This window comes from Streptomyces sp., assembly GCF_036524955.1.
GTDB lineage: Bacteria > Actinomycetota > Actinomycetes > Streptomycetales > Streptomycetaceae > Actinacidiphila.
This window is the reverse complement of sequence record NZ_DATDBG010000288.1, coordinates 1-19,777: the sequence shown is the minus strand read 5'-3', so window position 1 is coordinate 19,777 and position 19,777 is coordinate 1. Positions and strand designations below refer to the sequence as shown.

Here is a 19,777-nt window from a genome sequence, read left to right as displayed (position 1 = left end):
GGTCGGCCGCCGCCCCGGCCACAGGAGAGAGCGCATGAGCGACACCGCCAACCCCGTCGCCCTCGTGGCGGGCGGCTCCCGCGGCATCGGCCGGGCCGTCGCCGTACGCCTGGCCCAGGACGGCTACGACGTCGCCGTGTGCTACGCCTCCGACGACTCCGCCGCCCGCGAGGTGGAGAAGGAGGTCAACGCGCTGGGCCGCCGCGCCTTCGTCCGCCGCGCCGACGTCGCCGACCCCGACGCCGTCGACGACCTCGTCGACGCCGTCGAGGACGCCCTCGGGCCGGTGCACGCCGCCGTCACCTCCGCGGCCGTGCTGCGCGACCAGCCCCTGACGCTGATGGAGGACGAGGACTGGACCGACGTACTGCGCACCAACCTCGACGGCGTCTTCCACATCTGCCGCGCCGTCGTCGGGGACATGGTCAAGCGCCGCCGCGGCGCGATCGTCACCCTGTCCTCCATCGCCGGCCTGTACGGAAACGCCGGACAGACCAACTACGCCGCGTCCAAGGCCGGGATCATCGGCTTCACCAAGTCCCTCGCCCGCGAGGTCGGCCGGTACGGCATCCGCGCCAACACGGTCGCACCCGGCTTCATCGCCACCGACCCCGTACTGGCCCTGCCCAAGGACGTACGCGACCGGTTCGAGCAGCGCATCCCGCTCGGCCGCTACGGCCGCCCCGAGGAGGTTGCCGACCTCGTGTCCTTCCTCCTGTCCGAGCGGGCCCGCTACATCACCGGAGCCACTTTCCAGATCGACGGCGGCATGGCCACCTGACCCGGCGGCATTCCCGCGCAGCAACCCGCACACTCCACAGAAAGGCACGCGATGAACGACATGGTCTGCCCCATTACCAACGGCCTGCCGAAAATCCGGGAAACCCCCCTGGACCCGCCGGCGATCTTCGGGCAGCTGCGCGCCGAACAGCCCATCGCGCCGATGACGTTCCCCGACGGCGCCCGCGGCTGGGTGGTGACCGGGTACGAACAGGCCCGCACGATCCTCGCCGACTCCCGGTTCAGCTCCAAGGCGTCCACGAAGCACCTGGCCTTCGCCTCGGACCTCGCGACGGACTTCGATCTCGAAAAAGACATGCCGCCCGCGCAGTTCGAGCACATGGACCCGCCGGAGCACACCCGCTACCGCAAACTGCTCACCGGCGAGTTCACCCTGCGCCGCATGAAGGCGATGGTGCCGCAGATCGAGCGGATCGCGGCCGGCCGGGTGGCCGCCATGCGCGCCAAGGGTCAGCCCGCCGACCTCGTCAAGGACTTCGCCGTGCCGATGTCGGCGCAGGTCATCTGCGAACTGCTGGGCATCCCCGACGAGGCCCGCGGACGCTTCGAGGAGCTGTCCACCCAGGCCCTGAGCCTGGACAAGAAGCCGGAGGACACCAAAGCCGTCCTGGACGGCCTCGTCGCCCTCATCGGCGAAGTCGCGATGGGCAAACTCGAAAAGCCCGGCGACGACCTGCTCACTGGCCTGATCACCGGCGGACAGTTGGAGCCGGCCGAGATCCTCGGCGTCCTCCTGCTGCTGCTGGTCGCCGGCCACGAGACCAGCAGCAACATGCTGGCGCTGGGCACCTACACGCTGCTGCGCGAACCGGAGCAGCTGGCCAAACTGCGCGCGGACGAGTCACTGATCGAGAACGCGGTCGAGGAACTCCTGCGCTACCTGACCATCGTCCACATCGGTGTGCAGCGCACCCCCACCGAGGACGTGGAGCTCTACGGTGTCACCCTCAAGGCGGGCGAGACCGCCCTGATCCACCTGCCAAGCGTCAACCGCGACCCCGAGCGGTTCCCCGACCCCGACACCCTCGACGTCACCCGCCGCACTGTCGGCCACCTCACCTTCAGCCACGGCATCCACCAGTGCCTGGGCCAGCAGCTCGCCCGGCAGGAACTGCGGGTCGGCTTCACCACCCTGCTGCGGGAGTTCCCCGAGCTGCGGCTGGCTACGGACCCGCAGGACATCCCCATGCGGGACAACATGACGATCTACGGCGTGCACCAGTTGCCGGTGGCCTGGTGACGGCCGATCCGGCCGTCCACCGTCCCCACTGTCAACTCCAGCCCCTCGCGCGAACCGGAGGATGCCGACAATGCGAATAGAGGCCGACACCGACGTGTGCGTCGGCTCGGGAATGTGCGCCCTGACCGCGCCCGAACTGTTCGACCAGTCGGACGAGGACGGAACGGTGGTGCTGCTGCGGCCCGTACCGACGGACCCGCAGATCAGGGACGTCCAGGACGCCGTACGGCGCTGCCCGTCGGGCGCTTTGAAACTGGCGGAATGACCAGCGGCACGGGCCGGCCCAGGCGGGCCTGACCGCCGGGGCCGCCGTACCCGGCGGGTACGGCGGCCCCGGCGGCCGCGAGCGAAGGAGGACCGAAGTGCACAACCCCTGGTTCGGCCGCCACGAGCCCGAACAGCGGGCCGCAGTCCGGCTGTTATGTCTGCCCTACGCCGGCGGCAGCGCCGCGGCCTACCGCGACTGGCACGCCCTGGCACCAGGCCGCATCCAGATCTGCCCGCTGGAACTGCCCGGCCGCGGCGGCCGCTTCGGCGAACCGCCCATCGTCCGCATGCGGCCACTGGTCGACGCGCTGGCCGGCGCGCTCGCGCCTTACCTGGACGGGCCCTTCGCGGTCTTCGGGCACAGCATGGGTGGCCTGCTCGCCTTCGAACTGACCAGGGCCCTACGCCGTCGCGGACTTCCGCTGCCCGCCCACCTGTTCGTGTCCGCGACCGCCGCCCCCGGCACCCCCCGCACCCGCCCGCCGATCCACCTGGCAACCGACGCCGAAGTCGCGGCAGAACTGCGCCGGCTCGGCGGCACCCCCCGCGAAGTACTCGAGGACGATGAACTGATGGCGCTGACGCTGCCCACGATCAGGGCGGACTTCTCGGTCCTGGAGACCTACGAATACCGCCCGGAGCCGCCCCTGCCGGTACCGCTGACCGTCTTCGGCGGCACCGACGACCCACTGGTGCCGCTGCGGGACCTGGACGGCTGGCGTGAGCACTCCGCCGCCGACGCCCGACTGCGCGTCCTGTCGGGCGGCCACTTCTACGTCCACGCCGCCGCCGCCGAGGTCGTGGCCCTCGTCGCCGCGACGCTCGCTGCCCCCGCCACCGCGGCCGGCCAGGGCGACCCGCAGCCGCCCACCGTGTCCGGGAGACTGCGGCCATGACCGGCACACCGAGGGCCGGCGCACCGAGGGCCGGCGCACGGGCCCCGGCCGACACCGGCACCGACTGGTCCGCGGCGCGCGCGCCGCGCCGACCGAGATCGCGCGCGGTCCTCGGTGCCGGGTTCGTCTCCTCCCTCGGCACCCGGACGACCGCCCTCGCGCCGACCTGGCCGGTACGGGTGACCTCCGGCTCGCCGACTCGTACGGGCCTGGTGTCCTTCGCGTGCTGGGGGCCCGGCGCGTCACCGTCGTGGGCGACACGCCCTGACCGCCCGCGTGCCCGTCCTGCACCAGGCCGGGCTGCTGCCGTTCCGGGTGCTGCTGATCGTCGCCCGCACCGGCACGGTCGCTGCCGCTCCGCCCGCCCGGCGCTGCTGCTGCCGGGCATGGCCGGTGACGACCAGGCCGGCCGGCGGGCCGCGATCAGCGCCCCCCACGATGACCCTGGTGACCACCAGGCCGCCCGAACACCTGCGTCCCCCACGTCATGCCGGTGTTCGCCGCCGTCACGGGCGCGGTTCATCGCCCGCGCCGCCGCCGGCGTGCTCTTCGAGCGCTGCCCGCCGGGCGGCGTGCTCACCGGCCACCAGCCGGCGCAACGGTGTGCGCGGCCGTCCTGCTCAACCTGCCGCGGCACCGCGACCGCTGACGGCCGCAGGCGTCCCCTGCCCGGTACGTGACCCCCTGGAGGACTCATGTCCGCCGCAACCCCTGGCTCCCGGATCCTGTCGCTCGCCCACCACCAGCCGGCCCGCGTGGTCACCAACGACGACCTCGCCGCCCTGGTCGACACCTCCGACGAGTGGATCAGGTCCCGGATCGGCATCGCCACCCGCCGCATCGCCGCCGCGGACGAGAGCGTCGCCGACATGTCCACCGCCGCCGCCGCGAAAGCCGTCGCCCGGGCCGGCATCGACGCCTCCGACATCGACCTGGTGATCGTCGCGACCTGCACCGCCGTGGACCGTATGCCCAGCATCGCCGCGCGGGTCGCCCGCAGCCTGGACATCCCCGCGGCGGCCGTCTTCGACGTCAACGCTGCCTGCGCCGGCTTCTGCTACGCCCTGGCCACCGCCGACCTTGCCGTGCGCGGCGGCACCAGCCGTACCGCCCTGGTCGTCGGCGCGGACAAGATGAGCGATTTCCTCGACTGGCAGGACCGCTCCACCTGCGTCATCTTCGGCGACGGCGCCGGCGCCGCGATCGTGACCGCCACCTCCGGCGCCGATCCGGACGGCATCGGGCCCGTGGTGTGGGGATCGCAGCCCCAGCGCGGGCACGTCATCACCCTGGAGACCACCGGACCGGCCGGCCCGCCCGCTTTGTTCCGGCAGGACGGCGGCACCGTGTACCGCTGGGCCATAACGTCGCTGGCCCCGCTGGCCCGCCAGGCGTGCGACCGTGCCGGCACCGCCCTGCCCGATCTCGCCGCCGTCGTCACCCACCAGGCCAACCTGCGGATCATCAACACCATCGCCCGGCAGATCGGCGCGGTGAACGCCGTCGTCGCCACGGACGTCGTCGAATCCGGCAACACCTCCGCCGCCAGCGTTCCGCTGGCACTGTCGAAACTTGTCGAACGCGGCGAGGTGCCCAGCGGAGCCCCCGTCCTGCTGCTCGGCTTCGGCGCCGGCTTGTCCTACGCGGCCCAGGTGGTCCGCTGCCCGTGACGCAAGGGGGTCGCAGGACCCGGACGGCTGGGGCCACCGGAACGCGCGTGGCCCCGGGCGGGTCCGGGGCGTGCTGCGGGGTGGAGTGCGACTGTCCGCGCGCCGCGATCCGGGTGGCCCGGGCAGCCGCCGACGGTACGTCACCGGCGTGGGCCGCGGGCCCGGCCGTCCTCCAGCCTCGGCCCGGACGACGGACAGCCCCCGTCCGGCCACGGCAGCGGTCGCGTCGTCCACCGAACTCGTGGCTCCCCGGTTGTCTTCTGCGTGGAGAACAGAAATCATCGTCCAGGAATACGCGTGTCCCACTTCCGGGGCGCAACCGCACTGCCGCCTGACAGGCCGTCAGTGCGGACACCGGACCTGCCCCGCTCACGTTCGAAGACCCATTTCCCTACCTGCCGGCAGAACGGCCCAAGTAATAGACAGGAATTGTCCGTTCGCCAGCGGCGGCTGCATATGGCACACTGCAGCGGCCGGCGGTCCGCCACGGCGTTCAACTGCTCGCCGTGGACAGTTGAACGCGCGCTCCGGCGCGGACCACGGAGAGGCGGCTGCGCTGGACTCCCCGGTCCCCCAGTGCCAGCATGAATCACGCCTTTGCCCCACACAATTCGGCAAGGCGATCGCGAAACGGACATCCCCGAGGCGGCCTGCACGAATTCCTGCCAGTTGAGACCCGCATTTCTCATGTCCTGCTGTTCGCGGAGCAAATCCGGAAAGGGGCCGAAAGCATGCAGAAGATCCTCGATGCGGTCGCGGGTGAGCCCGCCGAGCTGGGGCGCCTGCCGGCACGGAAGTTGTACCCGGGGGTGACTCTGCATGCCGGCGAGGTGGCGGTGTCCGACGGGATGGCGGGCCGGGACAAGGGCCCGCGCCAGTCGCTGCACCTGGGGGTGGCGACGCCGGAGCCGGCCGCAGGCGAGGTGCCGGTGGAAGTGACGGCCGACGCGATCGACCACGACACTCCGCAGTCGTCGGTATTCGAGCCGGCGCCCGCGTGCGGTTGCCCGCCGCGTTACGGCAGGCAACTGCCGCAGGCTGCCCGGCACGACCGTCCCCGCCACGTGCCGGGTTCGGACCTGGCCGTGGTGCCGTTCTGCGGGGACGGCGTCGTCGCCTGGCGCCCGGGCGACGCTGCGGTCGCGCACTGCCTGCCGGTCGAGCGGCACCATCGCTACGGGCACGCGGACACCATGCTCGACCCGGAGCAGCGGGTCCGGGGCTTCGAGACCGACTTCGGCGAGCTCGCCGAGCTGGCGCTGGTCGAGGCCGACCGGCTGATACCCACGCCCGGCCACCTCGTGGCCGGTGGCGGCGCGGCCGCCGGCGACGGTGTCCCCGCGCTGCGCCGCGGCGAGACCACCGAGCCGGCGGAACTGCAGACGTTGTCCGACGCGGAGGTGGAAGCACAGCTGCGGGGACTGCTCGCCGCGGGGTCCGCCGCCGAGACCGACGATCAGGAGCATGGGGCATGACCGACATCGACCTGACCAGCCTCACACCGGAGCAGAAGCGCGCGTTGCTGGCGGAGCGGCTGCGGCGCAAGGGCGGCGACCGGCCACCGGCGCGCAAGCGGCGGTTCCCCGCGTCCTTCCCCCAGCAGCGCATGTGGTTCCTGGACCAGCTCAACCCGGGCAGTGCCGCCTACAACATCCCGGCGGCGGTGCGCGTGCACGGCCCGCTCGACGTGGAGCTGTGGCGCCGGAGCCTCGCCGAGATCGTCCGCAGGCACGAGTCGCTGCGCACCGTGTTCGACGAGGTCGACGGCGAGCCCGTGCAGGTCGTGCACGACTCCGGCGAACTGGAGCTGACCGTCGAGGAATGCGGCCACCTGCGCGGCCCCGACGGCGAAGCGGGCATCAAGGAGCTGGCGCGCCAGGAGTTCGCCCGCCCGTTCGACCTGGGCACCGGGCCGCTGATGCGGATGAAGTTCCTGCGCCTGGCCGCCGACGAGCACGTCCTGCTGCTCACCATGCACCACATCGTCGCCGACCTGTGGTCGACGTCGGTGCTGTTCGGTGAGCTGGTCGCCCTGTACCAGGGCTACCTCACCGGTACCGAGGCCGAGCTGCCGGAGCTGCCCGTCCAGTACGCCGACTACGCGGCCTGGCAGCGCAAGAAGCTGACGGGTCCGGACCTCGCGGCCGAGCTGGAGCACTGGAAGAAGACGCTCGAGGGCGCCGCGCCGATCCTCGAACTGCCCGCTGACCGGCCGCGACCGGCCGTGCTGAGCACGGCCGGCAGCTCCCGGCCCTTCCACCTGCCGGCCTCGGTGATGAACGGTGTGCGCGAGCTGAGCCGGCGCACCGGCGTCACCCCGTTCATGACCCTGCTCGCCGCCTACGTCGTGCTGCTGCACCGGTACAGTCGGCAAGAGGACGTCGTCGTCGGCGTGCCGGTGGCCAACCGCGGGCAGTCCGAGGTCGAACGGCTCATCGGCTACTTCGTCAACACGCTCGCGATCCGCAACGACGTGTCCGGCAACCCGTCGTTCACCGAGCTGCTCGGCCGGGTGCGCGGCGCGGCCCTGGCCGCCTTCGCGCACCAGGAGGTGCCGTTCGAGCGGCTGGTGGAGGAACTGCGCCCGGAGCGGGACCTGTCGCGGTCGCCGATCTTCCAGGTGTCGTTCGTGTACCAGAACATCCCGGTGCCGGAGTTCGGCGTCGGCGGGCTGCGCTTCGAGATGATGGACGTGCCGAGCTCCACCGCGCGGTTCGACCTCGAACTGCAGGTGTTCGAGCAGGGCGACGTGCTCGGCGGCTGGTTCGAGTACAACACCGAGCTGTTCGACGCGGCCACGATCGACCGCATGGGCGGCCACCTCAAGGTGCTGCTGGACAACCTGCTCGCCGACCCGGAGCAGCCGATCTTGGACGTCGCGCTGCTGACGGAGGCCGAGGAGCGCGAGCAGCACGAGGAACGGGAGGTCACCCGCAACGAGTGGCCCGACCAGATGCTCACCCACCAGCGCATCGAGCAGCAGGCCGTGCTGCGGCCGGATGCCGAGGCGGTGTACTGCCAGGGGGAGAGCCTCACCTACGCCCAGCTCGACGCGTCCGCGAACCGGCTGGCCCGCAAGCTGAAGAGCCTGGGCGTCGGGCGCGACGTGATGGCGGGGGTCTGCCTGGAGCGCTCGCTCGACATGGTCGTCGCGGTGCTGGCCGTGCTGAAGGCGGGCGGCGCCTACGTGCCGGTCGACCCGAAGCTGCCCAAGGACCGCATGGCGTTCATGATCGAGGACGCCGGGCTGCCCGTCCTGATCACCCAGAGCTCGGTGGTGCCGGGCCTGCCGGACTCCGGGGCCACGACGCTGTGCGTGGACGAGCTGCGCGAGGAGATCGCCGCCGAGTCCGCCGAGGTCCTCGGCGAGCCGGTCGAGGGCGCGGACCTCGCCTACGTGATCTACACCTCGGGCTCGACCGGGCGCCCCAAGGGCGTCCAGCTGCCGCACCGCGCGCTGCGCAACCTCTTCTGGGCGATGAAGCAGTGGCCGGGCATCGACGCCGACGACAGCCTGATCGCGGTCACCACGCTGTCGTTCGACATCGCGACGCTGGAGCTGCTGCTGCCGCTGGTCGAGGGCGCCCGCGTGGTGGTCGCCACCCGCGAGGTGGCCACCGACGGCAAGCTGCTGGCCGAGGAGATGGCCACCACCGGCGCGACCATGATGCAGGCGACCCCGTCCACCTGGCGGCTGTTGCTCGACGCCGGCTGGTCGGGCCGCCCGGGGCTGCGCGGGCTGATTTGCGGCGAGGCGCTGCCCCCCGACCTGGCGCGGCGCCTGCTGGCCAAGGGCGTGGACCTGTGGAACATGTACGGCCCGAGCGAGACCACGATCTACTCGCTGGGCACCCGGATCGTGGACGACACGATCACCATCGGCAGGCCGATCGCCAACACCGAGGTGCACATCCTCGACCCCGAGGGCCGTCCGGTGCCGCCGGGCGTACCCGGTGAGCTGTGCATCGGCGGCGCCGGGCTGGCGCGCGGCTATATCAACCGGCCGGAGCTGACGGCGAAGCAGTTCGTCGCCAACCCCTTCGAGTCCGACCTCGCCGACCGCCTGTACCGCACCGGCGACCTGGTGCGGCGCCGGGTGGACGGTACCGTCGACTACCTCGGCAGGCTCGACCACCAGGTCAAGCTGCGCGGCTACCGGATCGAGCTGGGCGAGATCGAGTCGGTGCTGATGTGGCAGGAGCAGGTCAAGGAATCGGTCGTCGTGGTCCGCGAGGACCAGCCGGGCGACAAGCGGCTCGTCGCCTACCTGGTGCCGGACCCGGCGGCCGGCGCGGCCGACGAGCTGCGCCGCCACCTGCGGAGCGCGCTGACCGAGAAGCTCCCCACCTACATGGTCCCGTCCGCTTTCGTGTTCCTCGACGCGCTGCCGCTGACCCCGAGCGGCAAGATCGACCGCGGCGCGCTGCCCGCTCCCGAGCTGGCGCAGGAGACCCGCGCGGCCACGCCGTACGTCGCGCCCCGCGACGCCGAGGAGAAGGCCCTGTGCGACCTGTTCGCCCAGGTGCTGAACGTGCCCCAGGTGGGCATCGACGACAGCTTCTTCGCCCTCGGCGGGCACTCGCTGCTGGCCACCCGGCTGGTGGCGAGGATCCGCGGCACGCTCGGCGTCGAGGTGCCGGTGCGCGCACTGTTCGAGAAGCCGACCGTGGCCGGGCTGGCCGAGCTGCTGCGGCAGGGCGGCGGCGACGCGCGGCCCGCGCTCAGCCCGATGACCCGGCCCGACCCGCTGCCGCTGTCGTTCGCCCAGCGGCGGCTGTGGTTCCTGCACCAGATGGAAGGCCCCTCGCCCACCTACAACCTCCCGGTGGTGCTGCGCCTCACCGGTGCGCTGGACGTGGGCTGCCTGCGCGCCGCCCTCGCCGACGTCGTCGCCCGCCACGAGTCGTTGCGGACCGTCTTCCCGGACACCGGCGTGGTGGCGTGCCAGCACGTCCTCGACCCCGAGCAGGCGCGGCCCGCGCTGCCGGTGACCGAGGTCGACGACGCCGGCCTGAACGACGCCGTGGCCGCCGCGGTCCGGTACTCGTTCGACCTGTCCACGCAGATCCCGCTGCACGCGGAGCTGTTCACGGTCGGCGCCGACGCGCACGTGCTGGCCATCGTCGTCCACCACATCGCGGCGGACGGCTGGTCGCTGGCGCCGCTGCGGCAGGACCTGGCGACCGCCTACCGGGCGCGGCTGGCCGGCCACGCACCCCAGTGGGCGCCGCTGCCCGTGCAGTACGCCGACTACGCCCTGTGGCAACGTCAGTACCTCGGCGCGCAGGACGACCCCCAGAGCACGTGGTCGCGCCAGCTGGAGTACTGGCGCGGCGCGCTGGGCGACCTGCCGGAGCGGATCGCCCTTCCGGTCGACCGGCCGTACCCGGCCGAGGCGTCCCACGACGGGGACACGCTCACCTTCCGGTGGGACGCGGACCTGCACGAGGGACTGGCCCGCCTGGCCCGCGGCTGCGACGTCAGCATGTTCATGGTGCTCGACGCGGCACTGGCGGTGCTGCTCAGCCGCCTCGGCGCCGGTGCGGACATCCCCATCGGCGTGGCGACCGCGGGACGCGACGACCAGGCCGCCGAGAACCTCATCGGCTTCTTCACCAACACCCTCGTGCTGCGCACGCGGACCTCGGACAGCCAGACGTTCCGGGAACTGCTCGGCGCGGTGCGGGAACGCACCCTCGACGCGCTCGCGCACCAGGACATCCCGTTCGAGGCCCTCGTGGACAGCCTGCGTCCCACCCGGTCGATGTCGCACCACCCGCTGGTCCAGGTCATGCTGTCCTGGCAGAGTGTGACCGACGAGACCCTGGACCTGCCCGGGGTCGAGGCGGCGCCGTTCGTGATGGGCACCGGCACGGCGAGGATGGACCTGGTCTTCCTGCTGCACGAGCGCCTCGCGGGTGACGGCACGCCGGGCGGCATCGAAGGCGGCATCGAGTACAACGCCGACATCTTCGACCCGGACACCGTGCGCACGATGGTGCGCAGGCTGCGTCAGGTGCTGCTGGCGATGATCACCGACCCCGACCAGCCGATCGGCGACGTCGACGTGCTCACCTCGGCCGAGCGGCACCGCGTGCTCGAGGAGTGGAACGCCGCGGGCAGCGAGGCGCCCGCGGCCGGGCTGCCTGAGCTGTTCGAGGAGCAGGCGGCCCGCACCCCGGACGCCGTCGCGGTCAGCTACGGTGACGAGCGGCTGACCTACGCCGAGCTTGCCGCGGCCACGGACCGGCTCGCCGTACGGCTGCGCGAGCTGGGGATCGGCGCCGGCGGCGCCGAGGACGCGGTATGCCTGTTGATGGAGCGCTCCGTACGGCTGCCCGTGGCGATCCTCGCCGTGGCCAAGGCCGGCGGCGTGTACGTGCCGCTGGACCCCCGCTACCCCGAGTCCCGCATGCGGCTGATCATGACCGACACCGGGGCGAGTGTGCTCCTCGTGGACGGGGAGGCGCTCGCGCACCCCACCACCGACGGGATGCGCGTGCTCGATGTGGCCGCCGAACTGTCCGCTGCGGACGGTGCGGACGACGGCGTCACGAGCCTGGCGCCCGCGGGCGGGCCGGACCGGACCGCCTACATCATGTACACCTCCGGTTCCACCGGGCGGCCGAAGGGCGTGGCGGTCACCCACCGGAACGTGGCGAGCCTCGCCGCCGACCACGCGTGGCGCGACGGCGACCACACCCGCGTGCTGATGCACTCCCCGGCCGCGTTCGACGCCTCCACCTACGAACTGTGGGTGCCCCTGCTGTCCGGCGGCGAGGCGGTCGTCGCGCCGGCCGGGGAACTCGACCCGGACGTGCTCGTGCACACCATCCGCGAGCATCGCGTCACCGCGGCGTTCATGACGACCGCGCTGTTCAACCTGCTGGTCGAGCGCGACGTCGCGGCGCTGTCCGGGATGCGCGAGGTGTGGACCGGCGGCGAGGCCCACTCGTCTTCCACGTTCGCCAAGGCGCGGGCCGCGTGGCCGCAGACCGGGCTCTTCCACGTGTACGGGCCGACGGAGACGACGACGTTCGCCACGTACCACGACACCCGCGAGGTGGACGACGGCACCGTGCCGATCGGCAGGCCGATGGACGACACCCGCGCGTACGTCCTCGACGAGCGGCTGCGGCCGGTGCCGGTCGGCGTCCCCGGCGAGCTGTACCTCGCCGGAACGGGCCTGGCCCGCGGCTACTTCGGGCAGCCCGAGCTGACCGCGCAGCGGTTCGTCGCCTGCCCGTACGGCGCACCGGGGAGCCGGATGTACCGGACCGGTGACCTGGTCCGCTGGCGCGCGGACGGGCGGATCGAGTACCTCGGCCGGATCGACGCCCAGGTCAAGATCCGCGGCTTCCGCATCGAACCGGGCGAGATCGAGAACGCGCTCGGCGCGCACCCGGCCGTGGCGGACGCCGCCGTGGTGGTGCGGGAGAAGCCCTCCGGCGGCAAGGACCTCGTCGGCTACGCCGTGCTCACCGACGGCACGCACGCCGAGCCGGCCGAGCTGCGGTCGTTCCTGGCCGAGCGGCTGCCGCAGTACATGGTGCCGGTCGTGGTGATGGTGCTCGACGCGTTCCCGATGACCAGCAACGGCAAGATCGACCGCCGTGCGCTGCCCGCGCCGAGGTCCGGCGCGGACATCGAGTCCCGGGCGGCGGCGACGCCCGTCGAGCAGACGCTGTGCGACGTGTTCGCCGAGGTGCTCGCGGTGACCGAGGTGGGCGCCGAGGTCGGCTTCTTCGACCTGGGCGGGGACAGCATCCAGGCCACTCAGCTGGTCGCCCGGGCCCGCACGGCCGGGCTGGTGTTCACCGTCCGGGACGTGTTCACCCACCAGACGGTGGCGGGCATCGCCCAGGTGGCCAGGCCGGCCGGCGAGGACACCGGGGCGAGCGTCGCGGACGTCGGCACCGGCGAGATCGGGCTGCTGCCCGTGGTGGAACGGCAGCGGCAGCTGGGCGGCTCGGTGGTCGGCTTCGACATGTCCGCGACCGTCGGCCTGCCAGCAGACGTGGACGAAGACCGGCTGGTCGCGGCGCTGCAGGCGGTGGTCGACCGGCACGACGCGCTGCGCACCCGGCTGGTTTCCGGGCCCGACGGGCAGTGGACGCTGCACGCGGACGAGCCCGGCGCGGTGCGGGTCGCGGACATCCTGCGCCGGGTGGACACCAGCGCGCCGGCCGACGCGGACGCGCGGGCGCTGATCGCCGAGGAGACGGCTGCCGCCAAGCAGCGGCTCGACCCGGCCGCGGGCGCGATGCTCCAGCCGGTGTGGTTCGACGCTGGGGCGGGGCGCGCGGGCAGGCTGCTGCTCGCCGTGCACCACTTCGCCGTCGACGGCGTGTCGTGGCGGATCCTGCTGGCCGACCTGAGCGTCGCGTGGGACGCGGTGGCCGCCGGCCGTGAGCCGGTCCTCGCGCCGGTGGCGACGTCGCTGCGCGGCTGGGCGGCCCGGGTGGCCTCCGGCGAGGGCATCGCGGGTCACCGCGCCGAGCTGCCGGTGTGGCAGGGCATCCTGCGGGACGCCGCGCCGCTGGTGGCCGGGGAGCTGGACGCCGACCGCGACGTCACCGGCACCGAGGGGCGGCTGTCGGTGACCCTGCCGGCCGAGGACACCACGCCTTTGGTCGGGCAGGTGCCCGCGGTGTTCCGCAGCGGCATCCAGGACGTGCTGCTGACCGCCTTCGGGCTCGCCGTCGGGCGGTGGCGCGCCCGCCGGTCCGGCGCAGCCGGCGCCGACGGCGGCCCGGTGGTGCTGGACGTGGAGAGCCACGGCCGGCACGAGCACCTGGTCGACGGCGTCGACCTGTCCCGCACGGTGGGCTGGTTCACCAGCGTCCACCCGGTCCGCCTCGACTGCGGCGCGCTGCCCTGGGACGAGGTCGCCGACGCGGGCGGCGAGCTGGCGGCCGCGGTCGCGCGCACCGGCAAGCAGCTGCGGGCGATCCCGCAGCGCGGCCTCGGCTACGGACTGCTGCGCTACCTCGACCCGGAGACCGGGCCGCTGCTCGCGGCGCTGCCCGCGCCGCAGGTGCTGTTCAACTACCTCGGCCGCGTGCCCGTCACCGACGAGGAGACGCCGTGGCTGCCGCTGCGGGACGACAACGCAGCCGGCACCACCGGCGCCCGGCCGCTGCACTACCCCCTGGAGGTCAACGCCGTCACCCAGGACGGGCCGGACGGCCCGCAGTTGGTGGCCAACTGGAGCTGGGCGGGTTCGCTGTTCGCCGAGGACGAGGTCCGCGAGCTCGCGGACGCCTGGTTCGACGCGCTGCGCGCCGTCGCCCGGTGCGCCCGCGCGGTCGAGGACGGCGCGGTCGAGCTGGTCCGCGACGACGACGGGCGCGCCGCGGCCGTCAGCGCGGCCGACCTGCTGCACGCGCCGATCCCCAAGGCCGACCGCAGCGACGGCGCCGGACTGTCCTTCGGGCAACTGGAGTTCCTGCTCCAGCCGGTGGGCCCCAACCACGCACACCACGGCGTCATCACCGCGTGGCGCGTACGCGGCGAGCTCGACGTCGCCGCGCTGCGCCGCGGCCTGGACGACCTGGTGCAGCGGCACGACATCCTGCGCACCCGCTACGTCCAGCGGGGCTCGGCGACCCTGCAGTTCGCCGACGGCAGGCCCGCGTGGCCGGTGACCACCGTCGACCTGCGCGCCGACCAGGGGGAGGTCCAGCGCGAGAAGCTGCGCGAGCTGCTCATCGCGGAGACCGGGCGCCCGTACCGCATCGAGGACGGAAACCTGGTCCGCGGCGTTCTCGTGCAGCTCTCCGACCAGGAGCACGTGATGGTCCTGGTGGCCCACCACATCCTGGTGGACCACTGGGGCTTCCTCGTGATCGTCAACGAACTGTCCGAGCTGTACGCGGCCCACTCGGCGGCGCGGCAGCCGAAGCTGCCCGACGTGATGGTCCAGCATCTGGACTACGCCGCGTGGGAGCAGGGGCTGCTGGCCAGCGGTGCGCTCGACGAGCACGTCGAGCACTGGCGCAAGGAACTGGACGGTGCGGCGCGCACGCTCCACTTCGACGCTCCGGCGCACCAGCTGGACGACTTCGTCCAGGGCTACAGCCACACCACCGTGGTCGGCGCGGAGGTCATGTCGGCGGTGCGGGAGGCCGCTCGCCGCGAGGGCGTGACCCTGTTCATGATGCTGATGTCGGCGTTCCACGTGCTGCTGCACAGCTACTCGGGTGCGACGGACATCGCGGTGAGTCACCCGCTGGCCGGCCGCGAACGGCCGGAGACCAAATCGATGGTCGGCCCGTTCATCAACGTCATCCTGAACCGGTCGCGCATGGCGGACGACCCGACCTTCCGCGAGTTGGTCCAGCGGGTCCTGCAGAACGAGCTCGACGCGTACTCCCACCAGAACGTGCCGATGCGCGCGCTGGTGCACGACGGCGTCGTCGGGGACGGCAACCAGTTGCCCCTGCGCGTGATGCTCAACCTGCTCGGCGTGCCGAGCAACGGGCTGACCCTGGAAGGGCTTGAGGTGGTGCCGCTGGACGTGCAGGTCGGCGACGAAAGCCCGCTCCCGGAACTGATCACCGCCATCGAGCCGCACAACATCGACCTCTACCTGGTGGCCCGCGAGGTCGAGGGTGAGCTGCGCGCCCTGTGGGTGTACTCGCCGGACTACGTCGCGCCGCCGGTCATGGGCGCACTGGTGCGGCAATGGCCGCGGGTGCTGGAGCTCGTCGCGCGGCACCCGGAGCTCACGGTCTCGCAGCTGCGCGACCGCCTGCGGGCCCAACCGGACGAAGGAGCCGACGAGGGAAGCGACCGATGAGCGATCAGAGCGTTGTCCAGACCGACGGCAGAACGCAGGAAGACATGACCGGGGAGACCACCGCGCGGTACGCCGACGCGATGCTCCGTAAGGGACCGCCGACGGGCCTGGTCGCGGACTGCTGGGCGCCGGTGTCCTCGCAGACGATCTGCGATCTGCCCGGGGCGCGGGTCGCCGACCGGTCCCGGCTCGCAGGCAACTCGCAGGAGCCGCTTCGCCTGGACATCGGCCCGCAGGAGGCGCGGGCGTCGCTGAAGGACCTCGTCGACCCCACCGCGGACCTGCGCGCGGCCTCGGCGCGGGCGGCCCGGTGACGACCGCGACGGCGCAAAGCTCACCCCTGCGGAGCTGGCAGTTCCGCAGGGTCATCGCCGCGGAGTTCGCCTCCTCGGTCGGCACCCAGATGACGACGCTGGCGTTGCCGTGGTTCGTCCTGATGACCACCGGCTCACCGGCACGGATGGGGCTGGTGTTCGTCATCCAGATCCTGCCGGTGCCGCTGCTGAGCGTGCCCGCCGGGCTGCTCGTGGCCCGGTGGGGCGCCCGCCGGGTAACGATCGTCGGGGACATCGCCAACACGGCGCTGGCGGCGGCCGTGCCCACGCTGTACCTCGCGGGCATGCTGCCGTTCTGGGCGCTGCTGGTGCTCGTGGCCCTCATCGGTTGCGTCGCGTCGGCTTACCTGTCCGCGCAACGCATGCTGCTGACCGACACCATCGGCTCGGACGAGGGCGCCGTCACCGCGGGCAACGCCCTGTTCGAGACGGCGACCTCGTCGGCGCGGCTGATCGGCCCCGCGATCGCCGGCTTCCTGATCGCCGGTATCGGCGCGCTCAACGTGCTGTGGGTCGACGCGGCCTCGTTCGCGGTGTCGGCTGCGCTGCTGACCGGGCTGCCGCGCCGTGAGCAGGCGCCGCAGCCGTTGTCGGCGGACAAAATGGCGGAGGGCGCCCGCTACCTGTTCCGGGACCGCGTGCTGCGAACGATGGCGCTCGCCGCGCTCGGGTACGGCACGCTCATGCCCGTCGTGCTGCTCGCGTTGCCGGTCATGGCCAGGAGCCGCTACGACGCCAATCCCCACGTGGCCGGCTGGCTGCTGGCCGCGTGGGGCGGCGGCACCGTGGTGGGCACTGTGGTGGTCGCCCGGCTCGCCCGCCGGATCCCGCCGACCCGCTTCGCCGCGTACGGCGGTGTCGGCGCGGCGGTCGTGCTGTGGTTGCTGCCATGGCACCAGCCGGCCGCCACGGCGGGGCTGACGGTGGCGGCCAGTTGCATGTTCCTGCCCGCGGTGACCGCGCCCGCCGTCGCCCTGCTGATGCTGCGGCCGCCGGAGCACCTGCGCCCGCACGTGGTGCCGGTGTTCGGCGCCGCTGTCTTCGTGGCGAGCCCGATGGCCTACGCGGTGGCGGGCGTGCTGTTCGAGCACCTCGCGGTGGGCACGGTGCTCGCGGCGGTCGCCGTAGGGGCGAGCCTATGCGCACTGGTGCTGGTGAACCTGGCCCGCCGCCCGGACGACGGACCCGCCCCGCAGGGACCGGTCCTGCCCACCGTGCCCCTGTCGCAGGACGTTGTCGCGGATCAACTCGCCGAGATCATCGAGGAGATCATCGGTATTCCGAAGAACCACATCAGCACCGACAGTCACTTCACCGACCTGGACATCGACCCACGTACGCTCGTCGAGGTGATGGTGGCCGCCGAAGAGCGTTTCGCGGTCCGGATACCCGACGGCGTAGCCCAGGGATTCAAGACCGTCGGGCACGTGGTGGACCATGTCCTAGGCGCTGCGTAACCGCTCGTTTCGAAGACCACTGGAGACCGAGATGCACCCCGCCGACCGCACTGTATTCGTCACCGGAGTCGGAGCTGTCACCCCGCTGGGGCGCGACGCCCCCACGACCTGGCAGTCGCTGCTGGACGGGCGTTCCGGTGCTCAACTGCTCGACGACGAGTGGGCGCAGGACCTGCCCGTGCGCATCGCCTGCCGCGTCGACGTGGACCCGGTTCCCGAGCTGGGGCACGCACTGGCCCGGAAAACGGACCGCTCGGCGCAGTTCGCACTGCTGGCGGCGCGTGAGGCGTGGCGGGACGCCGGCACTCCGGCCCCGAAGCCGACACGGCTCGGTGTCGTCATCTCCTCGGGCGTGGGCGGCATTTCCTCGGTGCTGAAGGCACACGACATGCTGCGCACCCGCGGCCCACGGCTCGTCTCACCGCACACCGTACCGATGTTCATGCCCAACGGGGCAGCCGCGCAGGTCGCCATCGAACTCGGTGCCCGCGCCGGCGTACATACCATGGCTTCCGCCTGCGCCTCGGGGGCCGAAGGAGTGGCGTACGCGATCGACATGATCCGCTCCGGCCGCGCGGACATCGTCGTCGCGGGCGGCACCGAAGCGGCCATCAACCCGCTCATCATCAGCGCGTTCGGCAACATGATGGCGATGTCCAAACGCAACGACGACCCCGCCGGCGCCTCCCGCCCGTACGACAGGGACCGCGACGGCTTCGTCATCGGCGAAGGCGCGGGTGTGCTGGTGCTGGAGTCGGCAGAACACGCGATCGCACGCGGCGCGCGTGTCTACTGCGAGGCCGCGGGTGTGGGACTCACCTCGGACGCGCACGCCATAGCCCAGCCCGAGCCGAACGGCCGCGACGTCGCCCGGTGCATGTCCGCCGCTCTCGCCGACGCGGGCGCCGAGCCCGGCGAGGTCGTTCACATCAACGCACACGCCACCTCCACTCCGCTCGGGGATCTGGCCGAACTCGACGCCGTACGCACCGCCCTCGGCCCAGCGGCCGGCCGGCCGGCCGTCTCCGCCACCAAATCGATGACCGGCCATCTCCTCGGAGCCACGGGGGGCGTCGAGTCGGTGTTCACCGTTTTCGCCCTCCACTACCGCCTGGCCCCACCGACCATCAACATCCACGATCTCGACGAGCGAGCCGATCTCGACATCGTGCGCGACAAGCCCCGCGAACTGGCCGCCGGACCGGCTGTAGCCCTGAACAACTCTTTCGGCTTCGGGGGGCACAACGTCACGCTGGCCTTCCGCGGCGACTGACCGCTCCGTGACGCCAGGAGCCGCGAGGCGGCCGGACACGGTCCGGGTCAGCCGTCGATGGGTCGTGGCTGAGCGCTCGCCGAACGCGGCGGCATCGACGGCGGAGCTCCGGTGCCGCTCCTCGGCTTCGGCGCGGGCCTCGCCTACGCCGCCCAGGTGATCCGCTGCCCGTGACGGCGCCCGGCGGGGGCGCCGGCCAGGCCCCCGGCTCTTCGTGAACCGGGTCGTGTCCGAGACGGCCCCGGACACCCCGGGCGGTGGAGGAGGATCGTGTGGCCGGCCCCTCACGGCCACGGCCCCGCGCGATCACCGCCCGTCGGCGCCGCACGGGCCGGGCAGCCGCCGACCGCGCGGATTCCCGCCGTCCCCGCCATTCCTTCGGTTCCTTCGGTTCCTTCGGTTCCTTCGGTTCCTTCGTCAACGCGGTGTTCGACCTCGTGCTCGCCCTCCTGGACGGTCACCGAGCCGAGCCACGTCGGGCGCGCCCGCACCCGCCCGTACCGTTGAGCAGGTCGCCGGGTCGCCGCGGGCGCTGAAGCCGTCACCGTGCCGGAACCGCAGGAGCCGCCGTGGACCGCCGCTAAGAACGCGTCAAGACTCCGCCGGACGCGTCGGCACCACCACCGGGACCAATCGGGACGAATGTGCGGATTCACCTGGTCGGCGACGGGCAGGCCGCGCCCCGCCCGGCGCGTGCGCCGGAGTGCTGTTACGTACGCTGGGCTCGCCGTCTCCCTGATGGCTTCGACCACGCCGTACCACAGCGGGAGCAGACCGATGGCGGGCAGTGCGGGGACGATCGCGGGGTCCGGGGGGCGGTTGCGGGCGTGGCTGCTGGAGGGGCTGTCGGACATGGCGAAGCGGCAGCCGGGGCCGCATGCCGAGCCCGTACCGCCGCAGCAGGGCCGGCGGTGGTGGCGGGTGATGTGCCTGACCGGGGTGGACTACTTCTCGACCCTGGGCTATCAGCCGGGCATCGCGGCGCTGGCCGCCGGCCTGCTCAGCCCGATCGCGACCGTCGTGCTGGTGGTGGTGAC

The 19,777-nt window shown here is 72.7% G+C and carries 10 protein-coding genes and 1 pseudogene; all 11 read left to right on the top strand.

Going from position 1 to position 19,777, the window contains the following annotated elements:
* Positions 1–34 precede the first annotated feature (34 nt).
* A complete protein-coding gene (fabG, locus tag VIW71_RS23060; RefSeq protein ID WP_331624446.1) occupies positions 35–781 on the top strand; it encodes a 3-oxoacyl-ACP reductase FabG in 747 nt (248 codons plus the stop codon).
* A gap of 51 nt (positions 782–832) precedes the next feature.
* Positions 833–2,041 carry a cytochrome P450 gene (locus tag VIW71_RS23055; RefSeq protein WP_331624444.1) on the top strand — a complete coding sequence of 403 codons (1,209 nt, stop codon included), beginning with the start codon at positions 833–835 and terminating at the stop codon, positions 2,039–2,041.
* 70 nt (positions 2,042–2,111) lie between these two features.
* Entirely contained in the window at positions 2,112–2,306 is a 195-nt protein-coding gene (locus VIW71_RS23050; RefSeq protein ID WP_331624441.1) for a ferredoxin, read from the top strand.
* 97 nt (positions 2,307–2,403) lie between these two features.
* Positions 2,404–3,204 (top strand): thioesterase II family protein, encoded by an 801-nt coding sequence (locus VIW71_RS23045; protein ID WP_331624440.1) that lies wholly within the window; start codon positions 2,404–2,406, stop codon positions 3,202–3,204.
* 695 nt (positions 3,205–3,899) lie between these two features.
* Positions 3,900–4,874, top strand: coding sequence for a beta-ketoacyl-ACP synthase III (locus VIW71_RS23040; RefSeq protein ID WP_331624439.1), 975 nt, complete (start codon positions 3,900–3,902; stop codon positions 4,872–4,874).
* Positions 4,875–5,458: 584 nt separating this feature from the next.
* Complete coding sequence (locus VIW71_RS23035; protein WP_331624438.1) at positions 5,459–6,349, top strand: hypothetical protein; 891 nt, start codon at positions 5,459–5,461, stop codon at positions 6,347–6,349.
* A complete protein-coding gene (locus VIW71_RS23030) occupies positions 6,346–15,675 on the top strand; it encodes an amino acid adenylation domain-containing protein (RefSeq protein WP_331624437.1) in 9,330 nt (3,109 codons plus the stop codon). Before VIW71_RS23035 ends, VIW71_RS23030 begins: the two co-directional genes overlap by 4 nt.
* On the top strand, positions 15,672–15,989 hold the full coding sequence (locus VIW71_RS23025) for a hypothetical protein (RefSeq protein ID WP_331624436.1): 318 nt from the start codon (positions 15,672–15,674) through the stop codon (positions 15,987–15,989). Before VIW71_RS23030 ends, VIW71_RS23025 begins: the two co-directional genes overlap by 4 nt.
* A complete protein-coding gene (locus VIW71_RS23020) occupies positions 15,986–17,467 on the top strand; it encodes an MFS transporter (protein ID WP_331624435.1) in 1,482 nt (493 codons plus the stop codon). Before VIW71_RS23025 ends, VIW71_RS23020 begins: the two co-directional genes overlap by 4 nt.
* Positions 17,468–17,498: 31 nt before the next feature.
* Positions 17,499–18,740: a beta-ketoacyl-[acyl-carrier-protein] synthase family protein gene (locus VIW71_RS23015; RefSeq protein ID WP_331624434.1), complete on the top strand. Its 1,242-nt coding sequence runs from the start codon at positions 17,499–17,501 to the stop codon at positions 18,738–18,740.
* A 777-nt stretch (positions 18,741–19,517) separates the two neighbouring features.
* A pseudogene (locus VIW71_RS23005) lies at positions 19,518–19,777 on the top strand (amino acid transporter); the annotation flags it as partial.

Excerpts from the sequence above, each read along its gene's own strand:
- VIW71_RS23015 (WP_331624434.1), top strand. The coding sequence starts at position 17,499 with ATGCACCCCGCCGACCGCACTGTATTCGTCACCGGAGTCGGAGCTGTC.
- VIW71_RS23050 (WP_331624441.1), top strand. The coding sequence starts at position 2,112 with ATGCGAATAGAGGCCGACACCGACGTGTGCGTCGGCTCGGGAATGTGC.
- VIW71_RS23030 (WP_331624437.1), top strand. The coding sequence starts at position 6,346 with ATGACCGACATCGACCTGACCAGCCTCACACCGGAGCAGAAGCGCGCG.
- VIW71_RS23025 (WP_331624436.1), top strand. The coding sequence starts at position 15,672 with ATGAGCGATCAGAGCGTTGTCCAGACCGACGGCAGAACGCAGGAAGAC.
- VIW71_RS23040 (WP_331624439.1), top strand. The coding sequence starts at position 3,900 with ATGTCCGCCGCAACCCCTGGCTCCCGGATCCTGTCGCTCGCCCACCAC.
- VIW71_RS23055 (WP_331624444.1), top strand. The coding sequence starts at position 833 with ATGAACGACATGGTCTGCCCCATTACCAACGGCCTGCCGAAAATCCGG.
- VIW71_RS23035 (WP_331624438.1), top strand. The coding sequence starts at position 5,459 with ATGAATCACGCCTTTGCCCCACACAATTCGGCAAGGCGATCGCGAAAC.
- fabG (WP_331624446.1), top strand. The coding sequence starts at position 35 with ATGAGCGACACCGCCAACCCCGTCGCCCTCGTGGCGGGCGGCTCCCGC.